The 14,762-nt window shown below is 29.4% G+C and carries 11 protein-coding genes; 2 read left to right on the forward strand and 9 right to left on the reverse strand.

Going from position 1 to position 14,762, the window contains the following annotated elements; translation table 11 throughout:
• Positions 1-98: 98 nt before the first annotated feature.
• Complete coding sequence (gene thrC, locus J2Z42_RS03895) at positions 99-1,595, reverse strand: threonine synthase (RefSeq protein WP_209701068.1); 1,497 nt, start codon at positions 1,593-1,595, stop codon at positions 99-101.
• Between the two features lie 891 nt (positions 1,596-2,486).
• On the opposite strand from thrC, the gene J2Z42_RS03900 reads away from it, so the two are divergent.
• Positions 2,487-3,635 carry an aminotransferase class V-fold PLP-dependent enzyme gene (locus J2Z42_RS03900; protein WP_209701069.1) on the forward strand — a complete coding sequence of 383 codons (1,149 nt, stop codon included), beginning with the start codon at positions 2,487-2,489 and terminating at the stop codon, positions 3,633-3,635.
• A gap of 74 nt (positions 3,636-3,709) precedes the next feature.
• On the opposite strand, the gene cbiM is transcribed toward J2Z42_RS03900, so the two are convergent.
• Together cbiM and J2Z42_RS03910 are read right to left on the reverse strand one after the other, a co-directional pair.
• The gene (gene cbiM, locus J2Z42_RS03905) at positions 3,710-4,687 is read right to left on the reverse strand and encodes a cobalt transporter CbiM (RefSeq protein WP_209701070.1); all 978 of its coding nucleotides are present in this window, start codon (positions 4,685-4,687) and stop codon (positions 3,710-3,712) included.
• Positions 4,688-4,862: 175 nt separating this feature from the next.
• Entirely contained in the window at positions 4,863-6,419 is a 1,557-nt protein-coding gene (locus J2Z42_RS03910; RefSeq protein WP_209701071.1) for an N-acetylmuramoyl-L-alanine amidase, read from the reverse strand.
• A 225-nt stretch (positions 6,420-6,644) separates the two neighbouring features.
• Here J2Z42_RS03910 and J2Z42_RS03915 point away from each other — a divergent pair, with 225 nt between their 5' ends.
• The gene (locus J2Z42_RS03915) at positions 6,645-7,964 is read left to right on the forward strand and encodes a hemolysin family protein (RefSeq protein ID WP_209701072.1); all 1,320 of its coding nucleotides are present in this window, start codon (positions 6,645-6,647) and stop codon (positions 7,962-7,964) included.
• Positions 7,965-8,074: 110 nt separating this feature from the next.
• Here J2Z42_RS03915 and J2Z42_RS03920 read toward each other — a convergent pair whose 3' ends face one another.
• The 6 genes from J2Z42_RS03920 to nifB all read right to left on the reverse strand — a co-directional run bounded on the left by J2Z42_RS03920 (position 8,075) and on the right by nifB (position 14,740).
• On the reverse strand, positions 8,075-8,635 hold the full coding sequence (locus tag J2Z42_RS03920; RefSeq protein ID WP_209701073.1) for a hypothetical protein: 561 nt from the start codon (positions 8,633-8,635) through the stop codon (positions 8,075-8,077).
• A 137-nt stretch (positions 8,636-8,772) separates the two neighbouring features.
• Positions 8,773-8,979, reverse strand: coding sequence for a cold-shock protein (locus J2Z42_RS03925; RefSeq protein WP_209701074.1), 207 nt, complete (start codon positions 8,977-8,979; stop codon positions 8,773-8,775).
• Between the two features lie 191 nt (positions 8,980-9,170).
• The gene (locus J2Z42_RS03930) at positions 9,171-10,118 is read right to left on the reverse strand and encodes a hypothetical protein (RefSeq protein WP_209701075.1); all 948 of its coding nucleotides are present in this window, start codon (positions 10,116-10,118) and stop codon (positions 9,171-9,173) included.
• 47 nt (positions 10,119-10,165) lie between these two features.
• Positions 10,166-10,972: a hydroxymethylglutaryl-CoA lyase-like TIM-barrel protein gene (locus J2Z42_RS03935; RefSeq protein ID WP_209701076.1), complete on the reverse strand. Its 807-nt coding sequence runs from the start codon at positions 10,970-10,972 to the stop codon at positions 10,166-10,168.
• An 11-nt stretch (positions 10,973-10,983) separates the two neighbouring features.
• Positions 10,984-12,045 (reverse strand): homocitrate synthase/isopropylmalate synthase family protein, encoded by a 1,062-nt coding sequence (locus J2Z42_RS03940; RefSeq protein WP_209701077.1) that lies wholly within the window; start codon positions 12,043-12,045, stop codon positions 10,984-10,986.
• A 13-nt stretch (positions 12,046-12,058) separates the two neighbouring features.
• Positions 12,059-14,740, reverse strand: a complete 2,682-nt coding sequence (gene nifB / locus J2Z42_RS03945) for a nitrogenase cofactor biosynthesis protein NifB (RefSeq protein WP_209701078.1) — start codon at positions 14,738-14,740, stop codon at positions 12,059-12,061.
• Positions 14,741-14,762 lie beyond the last annotated feature (22 nt).

A 14,762-nucleotide genomic window follows, 5' to 3' on the forward strand; every position in this document is an offset into this window, starting at 1 on the left:
TCTTTTCTATAATTAATGGCAAAAAAAGTATTTAATATTTTTTGTATAAATAGCATAAAACTTTAATTAAAGGGAATTATACACATCTTTTATATTAATTATTTATTCATAATAAACTTAATTACTTCTGTTTTCATTTCCTGTTTTTTACATATAGTTTTATGTATAATAGAATTTATTTTTAGTTTTTCAACAGCTTCTGGAATTTTAAGTCCTGATACTCTACTCATAATATCTACAAGTTCCATATCATCATAATTAATATATTTTTCATCAAGTGCTCTCATAACAGATTTTGTGAATTTAAATGGACTTGCAGTTGACACTATTATAGTCTTTGTTTTATCCCCTGTATCCTTAACATACTTTTCATATACTGCATCAGCCACTGCCGTATGAGTATCAATTAAATAATTGTAATTTTCAAAATTATGTTTTATAGAATCAAGTGTTTCTTCTTCATTTGCAAATCCACCATAAAATAAATTAAGTTCCTTTTTCATATCATCTGTTATTGTATATTTTCCCTCTTTATTTAAATTATCCATAAACATTCTAACCAAATCTGTATTTTTAGAACTTATATCATATATTAATCTTTCAAGATTGCTTGAAACAAGTATATCCATAGAAGGTGATATAGTTACTATAAAATTTCTTTCTTTATCATAAGTTCCAGTAGATAAAAAATCAAATAAAACTTTATTATCATTTGAAGAACATATAAGCTTATTTATAGGTAAACCCATTTTTCTAGCATAATAAGCAGCCAATATATTTCCAAAATTTCCCGTTGGTACATCAAAATTTATTTTTTCTCCAAAATCTATTTCTCCTCTTCTAACAAGTTCCATATATCCATGAAAATAATAAACTACCTGTGGAACAAGTCTTCCTATATTTATTGAATTTGCAGAAGAAAACATATATCCATTTTCATCAAGCTGATCCTTTAAAGTAGCATCATTAAAAATATTTTTTACTTCACTTTGTGCATCATCAAAATTTCCATCTATGCCAATTACCTTAGTATTATTTCCTACCTGAGTTATCATCTGTCTTCTCTGTATCTCGCTTACTCCATTTTTAGGGAAAAATACAATTATTTTTGTTCCCTCTACATTTGCAAAACCTTCAAGGGCAGCTTTTCCTGTATCACCTGATGTAGCCGTAAGTATAACTATCTGTTTTTTTAAATTTTGTATTTTTGCCGAAGTCTTCATTAAATGTGGAAGAAGACATAATGCCATATCCTTAAAAGCAAGAGTTGGTCCATGATATAATTCCAAATAAAACGCTTTTTTAGTCTTTTTAAGTGGGACAATCTCATCTGAATCAAACTTATTATCATAAGCTAAATCTATACATTCATCTAATTCTTTTTTGTCTATATCTGTGAAAAATTTGCTTATAATAAATGAAGCTAATTCTTTATAATTCATGTCAATACAATTTTTTAATTCATTTCCTACGAAAGGTATTTCATCTGGTACAAAAAGTCCTCCATCATTTGCTATCCCCTTTAAAATTGCAGCTGATGCAGGTAATTTCTCCATTTTATTTCCTCTTGTACTGTTATAATAAATATTATTCAAGCATATCACTCCTTATATTATTAAAGCCTGTATTTTATTTAAATATATAATACCATAGTAATATTAAACTTGAAAATAAAAAATTTATTAAAAAATTATTTACCAGAATCAATTTTAAAAGAATTTCCTAATAATACAAATATACTATATAGTTATATATTTGTAAAATATGTACATTAAAATATAATAAATACATTAGCATTCGGTTTTTGACAATTTAACTTATATTCCCTTAGTTTTATAATCTGTTTTTTATATCTAAATTTATCAGTAAATGAATTAATTTTTTCTTTTATAAGTATAATGTCAATAGTCGTATAATATTTCTAAAAATATTATACAAAGTCATATGATTATATTTTTATTGCTTATATGACTTTAATAATCCAAATATAATAAAATAATCATAAATTTAAACAAAATAGATATTTTGTATGATTATTTATAACATAATATAGATATAAACCCAATATATATATTACTATATATATTATATTACTTTTATATTATAAAAAAAACATATATTTGTTTAATAAAGTCTAAATTTTATATGAAATTTAGATTCTATAATCATAAATTTGGACAAAATATCTATTTTGTATAGTTATTTTGGAAAATATATTAAATATCTTTTCGATTTCTTTCAAAATCCCCATCAATTTAACAAATTGATAAACAGTTAAATTTAAAATTAATAATAAGAATTGGTAATACCATCATAATTATTACATACTTGTAATTAACTTTTACATCTATAAATATTATCTTGATTTATATATTTTCATTATACTTTGTATGTTCTTTGCCATTTTAAAGATATTTTAATCCCATTGAAATTTAATCTATTATGATTTAAAATAATATCATTATTTTACGTAGGAAGTGATTAAATTGGGTATTTATTTAGATAATGCAGCTACATCATATCCAAAGCCAGCTGAAGTTATAGATAAAATGACTTATTTCATGAAAAACATAGGTGCTACCTGCGGCAGGGGAGCTTATAGATCTGAAATAGAATCAGATAAATTGGTATACAATTGCAGGAAAAATATATGTAATCTTTTCAATTTCAATAAACCATCAAATGTAGTCTTTACATATAATATTACAGAAGCATTAAACTTAGCTATAAATGGCATTTTAGAAAAAGGAGATCATGTAATTACAAGTAGTATAGAGCATAATTCAGTCATACGTCCATTAAAAATTTTGCAAAGGGATAAAGAGATACAAATATCAGAAGTTCCTTGTGATAAAAATGGTATAACTAAAGCTTCTGACGTAGAACACCTTATAAGGTCAAATACAAAATTAATCATATTTACTCACGCATCAAACGTTCTTGGCACAATTCAGCCAATAAAAGAAGTAGGAGCTTTAGCTAGAAAAAATAATATAATATTTTTGGTAGATAGTGCCCAGACAGCAGGTGGTTATCCTATAGATGTAAAAAATGATAATATTGACTTGCTTGCTTTTACCGGCCATAAAGGTCTCCTTGGTCCAACAGGTACAGGAGGTCTTCTAATAAACTGTGACAAAAATATAAATCCTCTTAAAGCTGGAGGAACAGGTGTTGACTCCAAATATCCATATCAGCCTGATTATCTTCCAAATAAATTTGAAGCAGGTACATTAAATGTAGTGGGACTTGTTGGATTGTCAGAAGGAATTAATTTCATTAATAATATAGGTGTAAATTCAATTAGAGAAAAAGAAAATATACTTATAGATTATGCTCTAAAAAAATTAGGACAGATACCTGGTATAAAAATATATGGTCCAAAAGTTTCAAGTAAGATAGTAGGCGTCATTTCATTTAATATAGAAGGGATTCCATGTGACGAAATAGGCTTTGAACTCAGTAAAAAATATGACATCATGGTAAGGGTAGGATTTCACTGTGCTCCTACAGCACACAAGATCATGGGTACTTATAACACAGGGTGTGTGAGAATAGGACTTGGATATTTCAATAAAAAATCTGATATTGATGCTCTTGTAGATGCACTAGTTCAGTTAAAAATTAATAGTTAAGAATTAATAGCTAAAAGTTAAAAGTTAAAAAATCAGTTTACAGTTAAATATATTAGCTGTAAACTGATTTTATTTTAACTGGTCTTTTTTTTCATATTTTTCATAATAGAAGAAACCAATTTGAATACTATAAGTATGATTGCAACTCCACCTACAGCTGATATAATATATCCTACCACATCATTCATACCTGCTACTGAGTAATCTGATGCTGCGGCATTGTACTTAAATCCATGCTGAAATGCCTTAGGTATATACCCTACAAGATTTTTTATTTCTTCTCCATCCCATTCACCCCATGCACTTCCTGCTGCCAGTAAACCAATAGGACAAAGTACTATGAGTATCAATAGAAGTCCATACAATGGCTTTTTATTGGTTCTTTTATCCTCATAAATTATACCTGGTGATACATTTCTAACATAAGCAAGTACAGCTGCTGTAATCCCTCCTTCAATCAGTCCTATCAAAAGATGTGTAAGTACCATTGCAGGTATGGCCACCTTTAAACCATAAGGACAATATATAGCGGCACCATTTGAGTCCTTAAACAAAAGCGGTTGAATTCCAAATTCTATGGATGCCGCAAAAGCAGCTGCCACTATACCTACATAAGCTCCAATAAAAGCTGCTATGTATTCACCTTTTCTTCCCTTGAGTCTTGATCTTATCATATTATATAATGTATATCCTACAAATGGCATTATAAAGGCCATATTAAATGTATTTGCACCAAATGCCAGTATCCCACCATCTCCAAAGAAAAGTGCCTGAATCAAAAGCGCTATTGTAATACAGATTGTGGCCGCATATGGTCCAAGCAATATAGCTGCCAGAGTTCCTCCTACAGCATGAGCTGTTGTTCCTCCTGGTATAGGGACATTGAACATCATTATAAGAAATGAAAAAGCTGAACATACCCCCAATATAGGGATTTTCTTCTTACTCACTTCTTTTTTTACCTTCTTAGAAGCTTTTATCCATATGGGAAGCATTATTATTCCCATAACCGCACAAGTAGATGGACTTAAATAATTATCTGGAATGTGCATTATAATTCCCCCTCAAACAATCTGAAACCTTTTATAACATATTCAAGCAATAATCGTGCCATCCTAAACAATTGCCTTAACTCATCAATAAGATAAAAAATGATTATCAAAATGATAAAATTCAGTCTCATTTTGATAGTCATTTTATCTAAAGTTTCATATTGAAACTTTACTCTCATTTATCCTGATTGATTTTTTCCAGTATTCCATTAGCTATACCCTGGGCCGCCTTATTTTGAAAACTGTCGCTATTTAAAAGCTTTTCCTCCTCCAGATTACTTATAAAACCTACTTCCACAAGTACAGCCGGTGCTGCTGTATTTTTTATAACATAATAATTCGCAGTTTTTATACCTCTATCGGTTAAATCTATTGCATTTACAAGAGAAGACTGTATATCACTTGCAAGTTCTTTTCCATCAGTACTTGAACTATAATAATAAGTCTCAGTTCCGCTTGCAGCTTCAGCATCTGCACTGTTCATGTGGATAGCTACAAAATAGTCAGAACCTGCTGCATCGGATATTTCACATCTCTTCTGTAAGTCTTCATTTACATCAGCCGGCCATGACACATTATCGCTTGTCCTTGTATATACTACGTTAATACCATTTTGCTTAAGTATTTCACCTATTTTTAGTGTAACCGCAAGATTTACATTCTTTTCAAGAACGCCTGTAGGCCCCACAGCTCCAGAATCATATCCACCGTGACCTGCATCAAGAGTTACAGTTTTTGATTTAACTGTAGACCCGTTTAAAAGACTATTTACTACAGCATCCGTAACAACTCCAGTACCACCTATAATTTTTACAGAAGATACAGAAGATATATTGTTTTTTACTATAGATTGCTGACTCATATTATTATTGTCTACAAGGACAATAGGTGAATTGGTTTTAGCTGCAGCTGAAGAGCTGGAAAGAGCATCTGCAAATCCATTTCCACCAGCTACATAAACTGTATTCATGCTTATAAATCCGCTTTTCAAGAATTCATTTATTACAGCAGAATTAGTTTCATACCTATTGCTTCCAGAAAGCCTCTTGGAATTTCCTGTATAGTTTGCAATTGTATCTGAAACTGCTCCCTCGCCTCCAATGATATAACTTGTTTTACTCTTGTTATTATCTACAAACTGTTTAACAGAAGCTTCCATATAATCTTTCTCCGTAAGAATTATTGGCATCTGTTTTGAAGCTGCTATAGATGCTGCAGAAAGTGCATCAGGAAAATTCTGTCCGGATGCTAGGAAATATCCATTACTCGTACCTATATTTTTTGCTACCTCAATACTAGTGTCATATCTAGTTTGTCCAGAAAATCTACTTATAGAAGTGCCCATAATGCCTATATTTTTTAATTCACTTTCTACATTACTTGATACAGCTCCTTCTCCTCCAACTATCAAGACATTTTTAGCACCAAGTCTTTTTATTTCAGATATTGCATCATCCCTAAGTCCATTCTGTTCTGTTATTAATATGGGTGCATTATATTTTTTTGCAAGAGGTGCAGCACATAGTGCATCGGGAAAATTTTCTCCAGATGCTATTACAACATAATTTGAACTTGTAAAATTAGCTTCAGATATTTTCACGGATGTATCATATCTATCTTTTCCGCCAGTTCGTGATATATTCGGACTTGAGGCATACACTTTAAAATTAAATGCAAAAATCACACATAAAAATGCAAATAATACAAACATAATATTCTTTCTTAAATTCATTATTCTATCCCCCAGTTTAAATCTTTTTAAAATACTTTATTAATAATATAGTATGTAAATTATATATTTATTTACAATTTCATTTTTCGACCATATAATTAGACGTTATAAAATTAAATGTTGTTTCAAAAATTATACTATATTAATCAAATCATAATTGAATATGTATGTTATAATATACTAATAATATATTAAGTTTTTATACTAACAAGGGGGAATTTTTATATGGACAGTGGTCCGAGTAGCGTTTTGTTTGATCTTTTTTTTATCTTTATACTTATAATATTAAATGCATTTTTCTCAGCAGCAGAAATTGCCATAGTTTCAATGAACAAATCTAAAATAAAAATTATTGCGGATAAAGGTAATAAAAAAGCTCAATTGCTGCTTAATCTTATAAAAGAGCCAAATAAATTTTTAGCAACTATTCAGGATGTAATAACTCTGGCTGGTTTTCTTGCCAGTGCACTTTCTGCTACTTCGCTTTCAAAGCCATTAGCCAAAGTGCTTGAAAATTTAAATGTGCCATCAAGCAATGAAATATCAATAATACTTGGCACCATAATTTTATCATACTTTACACTGGTTTTAGGAGAGCTTTTTCCTAAAAAAGTAGCTCTTCAGAATTCTGAGAAAGTAGCATTATTTGTGGTAAAACCTCTTTTATTTACATCAAAGATAACTTTTTTATTTGATAAAATATTAACTCTATCGGTTAATGCATTATCTAAAGCAGCTAAAATAAAATATACAAGTAAAAATAACAATATATCTATAGAAGAAATACAGCTTATGATAGATGCAGGAGAAGAAACTGGAATAATAAATGAAACAGAAAAAGAAATGATAAATGGAGTATTTAAATTTGATGATACTCTTGCCAAAAATATAATGACACCAAAAGTAAATGTATTCGCCCTAGATGTAAATACACCACTTGACGAAATTTTAAGAGAATTGGCAAAGCAGCAGTATTCAAGGATACCTATATACGAAGATGTTATTGACAACATAATTGGTATTTTATATATGAAGGATTTATTTATAGAATTCCATAATGGAACTTTGGATCACAAATCTGCAAGAGACATTATACGAACTGCCTATTTTGTTCCTGAAACAAAAAATATAGATGAATTATTTGAAGAAATGCAAAGTACAAATAATCATATGGCAGTTTTAATAGATGAATATGGCGATTTCACAGGTATAGTAACTATAGATGACCTAATAGAAGAAGTTATGGGAAACATTCCTGATGAGCATGATAAATATGATGATATGGATCCTATAAAAAAATTGAATTCTAATACTTATATAGTAGATGGTCTTGTACCAATAGATGATGTGAATGAAGAATTAAACATAAATCTTCCATGCGATGTGTTTGACACCTTAGGAGGCTTTGTAATAGATTTATTGGGCCATATTCCAAAACATAATGAATATAAATCCTTAAGGTACAATAATCTAATTTTTAAAATAGAAAGTGTAAAAGAAAGAAGAATAGATAAAGTTAAAATACTTATAGAAAATGACAATTAATTAATAAAATAATTTTATAAAACTGGTATAGTTATAAAACTATATCAGTTTTAATATAACTATTGTATAGAAATCATACAAAATATAGAAACGACATAAAATATTGATTATTAATATGTGGTAATATGAAATGTATTATTTTTTTTAATTTCTGCATGGGAAATCATTTCATGTACAATATCCAAATACTTTTGTGACACATCTGGACATATTTTTAATATGCTGTCAATTATAAAATTGATGTTATTATCATCAATTTTTTTTGCCATTATATCTTCATCTCCATCTCCATCTCCATCTCCATCTTCACAATCTATAGAGATTTCCTCACCTTCCAGAGAATCATATATATTGCATGCCTTATCCGGCATCATAACATTTTCTGTACTTACAAAATTTTTAGAAAAATATAACTCATCATCTTTTACTATAAAACATCCATATACATATTCTTTTTCAGCAACTTTAGCTGTATTTTCTGTAGTACATGCATACTTGATATGTTCTACATGTTTTATATCAAGCATATAGCTTTTATCTTTTCTTGTTAAAACACACCTAATTTCTAAATCCATAAGCCTGTTTTTTATATATTCTGAAAAATTTTGACCTAATTCTGAAATAAACATTTTTACAGATATAGTTCTTTTCATCCTATAATTTTTTCTCACTATAAAAACTCCTTTTAATAATATTATTTTATTTTTATTTCAGTAATGAAAATCTAGATTTATATAAAAAACCACCTTTTAAAAGGTGGTAAAACATTTAATGTTTATATTAAAATCCAATTTATTAACGTTAAAAACTATGAAAGTTTAACAACATTAGCAGCTTGAAGTCCTTTTGGTCCTTCTTCTACATCAAATTGAACTTTTTGTCCTTCTTCAAGATTCTTTCTTGGTTCATCACTTTTTATTGCAGTGAAATGTACGAATACATCATTTTCTCCTTCAACTTCGATAAATCCGAATCCTTTTTCTGAATTAAACCATTTTACTGTTCCTATTTTCATTTATTATCCTCCTAAAGATAAAACACTTATAATTGATATATCTTGATTTTGTATATCGGTGTTTCTAATTATATTATTATATCACAAAAAGATAAAATTAACAAATTTTAAGCTTTGTTTCATTAAATCAATTTGTCTTCTATTTTATTATACAATAGTTTATAGTAATAAGTAAAGTTTTTTGAAATTTATTATATACAAGATGAACATGGAGAGCTATACTCAAGTTTCAAATGTTTTATTTTAAAATCGCATTCATTAAGCACACATTCACATGGAAATTTATGCTGGAATCCATTTCTGAATTTAACCTTGTCACCCTGGAATTCAATTCTTAATGGAATAATATCCATGCTGTTTTCATCAATTATACTTCTTTTTAATAATGGCCTGTATACTTGTTTTTCACCACTTTTTCTATTTAAAACTTCTATTCTATCCGTTGAAGTTACAATTGAGCTTATCTCACCTTCTTTAGAAAATACCAGGGAATTAGAATCACCATGAATTCCTAATGCCTCTGTATCAAAAGCCCTTATAACTCCTATCTTCGTATTTACATCCATATTTTTTTTAGGTTCAAATGACTTAAGCTTTCCATCAGGATAAAAAGCTGTACCTATTCGTGCAAAGGCATCACCTATCGGAGTACGTATAATTACACTGTTTTTCCTCCAGAAAGTTATGCTCTTTATATTACCACCTTCATAGAAATATATACTTATGACTTTTTCCTTTATTTTCCCTATGGCAAGATTAAATTCTATTCCTTCAGCCATTTTATATTCATCTTGTTCCGTCCAATAAGCAGTTATTTTTCCGTTTAACGGAAAGAGTCTCTTTATATCGCCATTATCATAAAATGTAATAAATTCTGCAGGTAAAATTCCAATAGAAGTTTTGATCTTAATTTGATTTTCCAAATAAATACTTTTTAGATTGCCATTTTCATAAAATGAAACAGACACAGTATTCTTGCTTCTTGATATGCCATAATTATATTTTGGTATTAAAACACCATATGGACTTTTTAATTTGTTAATAGTATTTAATGTACATTCTTTCACACTTCCCCCACTATAATACTCTATACTAGATATTCCTCTTAGTATTCCATATTTAGTATTTACTTGTTTCATAGCCTTTACCCCCATGATTAATTTCTATTTTATAATCACAACACATATTAATCATAATTAATTATATTTCTTATAGTTTCTTCCATCTCAATTAAATCACTAAAATTTCTAGAATATGTTCCTTTATCATACAACTTATTCATTACTTCCACAAACTTTATAAAATCACAATTACCAGCTCGCTCACCCATGCCGGTAATTGTGCAATTTACAAATTTTGCACCAGCTTCTACTGCTCCAAAAGAATTTGGAAGTGCCATACCAAAATCATTATGAGCATGAATTTCTACTTCCAATGGCACTTCCTTCATAAGCTTTTTTATATTGTAAAATATCTTTCTAGGGTATAGAATTCCTACAGTATCTGCATATCTAACTCTTTTTACTCCAATTTCAAAAACAACTGTACACAATTCAATTAAAAAATTTATATCTGCCCTGCTTGCATCCTCAAGTCCTACAGTTACTTCATACCCTTTATCAATTGCATATGTGATGCAGTTTCTCATATTATTTATAACCCATTCTCTATCCTTTCCTAATTTCGATCTAATCTGTATATCTGATGACGGAATTGATATATGAATTATATCAACGCCGCAATCTACAGAATCATCTATGTCTTTAATACTCATTCTATTCCATGATGATATCTTGCTTTTCAAGTCAAGGCTCATAATCTTTTCTATACTTTTTTTTTCATCTCCGCCCATAGCGGGTACACCTGCTTCTATCTGATCAATACCCATATCATCTATAATTTTAGCAATTTTTACTTTCTGCTCTACATTCAAAGCTATACAAGCCTTCTGCTCCCCATCCCGTAAAGTAGTATCTACAAAATTAATGCCCATTATGAATCACCTCATTTCAAACAAGTATCTTTTAAATCATTACAAATTTGAATTAATTCATCATCAAAAACATTTCTATTTAATTTAATACTGGTTTCTCTTACCTTCTTTAAAATCTCATTTACATTTATGTTTCTATAATCTATATTTAACTTTTTAAGCTTTATCATTACACTTTTTTTACCGGAATGTTTTCCAATGTAGACAGTCCTTATCGATCCTATATCATATGGATTATAAGGTTCATAGGTATTTGGATCCTTTTCCATTCCATCTACATGAATACCTGATTCACATTTGAAAATATCTTCTCCTATTACAGGTTTCATACAATATATTTTCTCATAGGATAATTTTTCATACACTTTTGTCAATTTCTTGATTACTTTTAAGTCTCCAGATAACTTCCCATTTTTTATAACTTTAAGTCCCAAAATAACCTCTTCAAGTGCTGCAAGTCCATAAATCTGTCCATTAAAAGCTGCCGTTATTGAATCTGCTCCATCCATACAGGCTTCAATGCTTATTGCCGTTGCCATATAAAATCCGCTGTCTGCACACAAATCCACATTTGAAGAAAAATATCTTCTTATATTTTCTATCAATCTATCCAAACCATAAATATCATATTTTATAACGCCTTTTATTCTGACACATTCAACATCCAATTTATTGAAAATTTCAATATTTTTCTCCAAGCACAATTGATCTATGGCTTTAATATCAACTTCAATCATTATCCTACTGTTTCTCAATCTATTTAAAATTTCTTTATTTAAATTCAGTAACTCCTTATAATCTATAACTAAACATTTAAAATTCATCTTATATCTATCTATAAAATGTAGATTTGAAATATTATCAATTCTATATATATAGTCTAAATTTTCAGGTAAATTTTTTACCTTGTTTAGCACAACATCATTGATTTCTATTATATCTACCCCAAGATCTTTAAGAAGCATAAGAAATTCTCTTGAAACATCGCTATTAATTTCTTTTAATTTATTTGTAACCTCAAGCAAACTTCTATCTATAATAATTTTTCTGCTATTCCTCAGTACAATTGACATATATATCACCTTCTCAATCTCGCAGAATATGAAAATCAACTTTACTATTTGATGTTTTATTTTTTATAATTTCATTAACAGCCCTAACAATTCCTTTATTTATAGAATCATACATTTCTATTAACTTAATTCCTTTTGCCTCCAATCTTTCTCTTGGTTCAAATCCTGCCCTTAATGCAAGAACTGCATCGCAATCCCCTATAATTTTAATGGTTTTTGAAATTTTATCTTCATGTTCATCACACTCATCAGATCCAGTACAATATTTATCCACATTTCTTTTTTCCAAGAATCTTATATTTCCAGAATCATATGAATAAATATAAAACTCAGTAGAATGTCCGAAATGCTGATCTATATTGATACCTGATTTTGATGAAATTGCAAACTTATATTTTCCACTCTCAGATACATTTTTTTCTACATTGCTTGAACATTTATCAAAGCAACTGCCACATCCAATATTTCTGAAATCTATAGAACAATCCTGTGCCAAAGTTCCTATAGCATCTGCCCTGCATTGCCTGCAGTTATACATCTGTTTTATGTTCACTTCACAATCTTTTCTCATTTGATTTAACTCTATATTGGAGACAAGCGGTAATTTTTCAAATTTACTTCCCTGAACTGGTATCATGTGCATTATATTAGTCATATATGCCCCACATTGTTTAACCTTTTTTACCACATCTTTGATATGTTTATCATTTATTCCTTTTAGCATAACTATATTAACTTTACAGATTGTGCCTTTAGAACATAGATACCTAAGTCCTGTAAGCTGATTATTCAAAAGTATTTCAGCTCCTTCTTCGCCATAATATTTATGTCCCAAATAATTAACTTCTCTATATATTTTTGCACCTATTTTCTTATCCACTGCATTTATAGTTACAGTTATATGTGATACCCCGAGTTCTACAAGTTGATTTGCATAGAAGGGAAGCATAAGTCCATTAGTTGACAAGCAAAATGTAGTTTCTGGTGAATCTTTTCTTATAAGTTCAAGTGATTCCTTTACTTCACTAAAATTTGCCAGCGCATCACCTGGTCCTGCTATACCTACAACAGTCAAATTCTTCATTTTACTTTTAACTAATTTAAATTTTTCAAGTGCTTGTTTAGGACTTAGAATTTCACTAGTAACTCCAGGCCTGCTTTCATTTGCGCAATCATATTTTCTACTACAGTAATTACAACTTATATTACATTTTGGTGCTATAGGTATATGCATTCTTGCAAACTTATGGGCATTATCACCAAAACACGGATGAGTAGAGGTTTTGTTACAACTTAATTCCATATTATCTTTCATCTTAGCCATAGGTGCATAAAAATCATTATATGCTTTCTCCCTATAGGTATCCTGTACATGCTCAAGCATAGCATTTGCCACACTGTCTATTAAAAATGATGAGCCATTATATCCTGTTATTATTTGCCTTTGTCCTCCAACTCTATCATGAATAGGAAATCCAATTCTTATTATTTTGATTCCAATTCTTTTAGCCATTCTTCTTCCATCAGAATTTCCTATCAAAAGATTTATTTTTAACTTTTTAGCATAACTTTCCATAGTACCAAAATCAGTGTCATCTAAAACAATAGAATCCTCCTTCTGAACTTTAAGTTCTTCCTTAAGTCTTTTTCTCAAAGCTTCATTTTTAGATCCCATACCAACCATCTTTATAAGTATTCCATTCTCCAGACACAGTCTTGCAGTTGCATATACAAGTTCTGGTTCACCATACAGTATTACTCTGGCTTCACCAGTATATTTATGGTTGTCTATCATGGCATCTAAATATCTGCCTCTTTGAGTTATATAATCTTCAGGTATAGAAAAACCTGTTATTTTCGATATTAATGAGATAAATTCATTTGTATTTCTAAGACCTATTGGTATATTGCATTTATAAAGTGGTACTCCAAATTTATCTCTCAAATATATTCCCGGTGAATTTTCATCTGATACCGTTCTTCCCATTTCAATTGTAGCTATAGAACCCGGCATCTTTTTTATATCATCTATCTTGGTGCCTCCTTTAGGCACTCTTCTATACTTTTCATTATGCGGTGAATCAAGTGTATTTGATACATCCGGCAAAATAGTATATCCTATTTCAAAAGAGTTCAATATTTCCTTTATATTTCTCACATCTCCTGGATTTAAATTGGCACATATAATATTTAACTTTCCAGTTTTTTCTGATTTTTCACAAACTTGTTCTACAATTTTTCTAAGTACAACAAAATATCCTTCAGCTTGTGTAGCACCATATCCGGGAGTAGATGCAGTTATTATCTTTATATTCTTAATTTCTTCATTATTTTTTTCTTCTTCATAAAATTCCTCTACTATTCTTCTAGTATCCTCTCCAATAGTCTCTGCCAAACATGTAGTAAGCACCCCAATAGTAGTAGGATTGTACATCTTAATCATGTTTTTTAATCCCTTTTTAAGATTCTTAGTTCCACCATATACAGTACCTTGTTCAGTAAGAGCAGACGATGCTATATCCACAGGCTCATTGTAATGCGTAGCCATATGTCTTCTAATATAAGTACTGCAGCCTTGAGATCCATGTAATATGACCATATTGTTTTCTATCCCCTTAAACGCCATAACCCCACCCATTGGCATACACATCTTACATGGATTTATATCTACATTTACCAGTTTCTTATTGCTCATCATCAATCATCTCCTCAAAATT

The sequence above is a fragment of the Clostridium algifaecis genome, assembly GCF_017874415.1.
GTDB classification, from domain to species: Bacteria; Bacillota; Clostridia; order Clostridiales; family Clostridiaceae; genus Clostridium_B; species Clostridium_B algifaecis.

Excerpts from the sequence above, each read along its gene's own strand:
- cbiM (WP_209701070.1), bottom strand. The coding sequence starts at position 4,687 with ATGCACATTCCAGATAATTATTTAAGTCCATCTACTTGTGCGGTTATG.
- J2Z42_RS03910 (WP_209701071.1), bottom strand. The coding sequence starts at position 6,419 with ATGAATTTAAGAAAGAATATTATGTTTGTATTATTTGCATTTTTATGT.
- J2Z42_RS03915 (WP_209701072.1), top strand. The coding sequence starts at position 6,645 with ATGGACAGTGGTCCGAGTAGCGTTTTGTTTGATCTTTTTTTTATCTTT.
- J2Z42_RS03925 (WP_209701074.1), bottom strand. The coding sequence starts at position 8,979 with ATGAAAATAGGAACAGTAAAATGGTTTAATTCAGAAAAAGGATTCGGA.
- J2Z42_RS03930 (WP_209701075.1), bottom strand. The coding sequence starts at position 10,118 with ATGAAACAAGTAAATACTAAATATGGAATACTAAGAGGAATATCTAGT.
- J2Z42_RS03935 (WP_209701076.1), bottom strand. The coding sequence starts at position 10,972 with ATGGGCATTAATTTTGTAGATACTACTTTACGGGATGGGGAGCAGAAG.
- J2Z42_RS03940 (WP_209701077.1), bottom strand. The coding sequence starts at position 12,045 with ATGTCAATTGTACTGAGGAATAGCAGAAAAATTATTATAGATAGAAGT.
- nifB (WP_209701078.1), bottom strand. The coding sequence starts at position 14,740 with ATGAGCAATAAGAAACTGGTAAATGTAGATATAAATCCATGTAAGATG.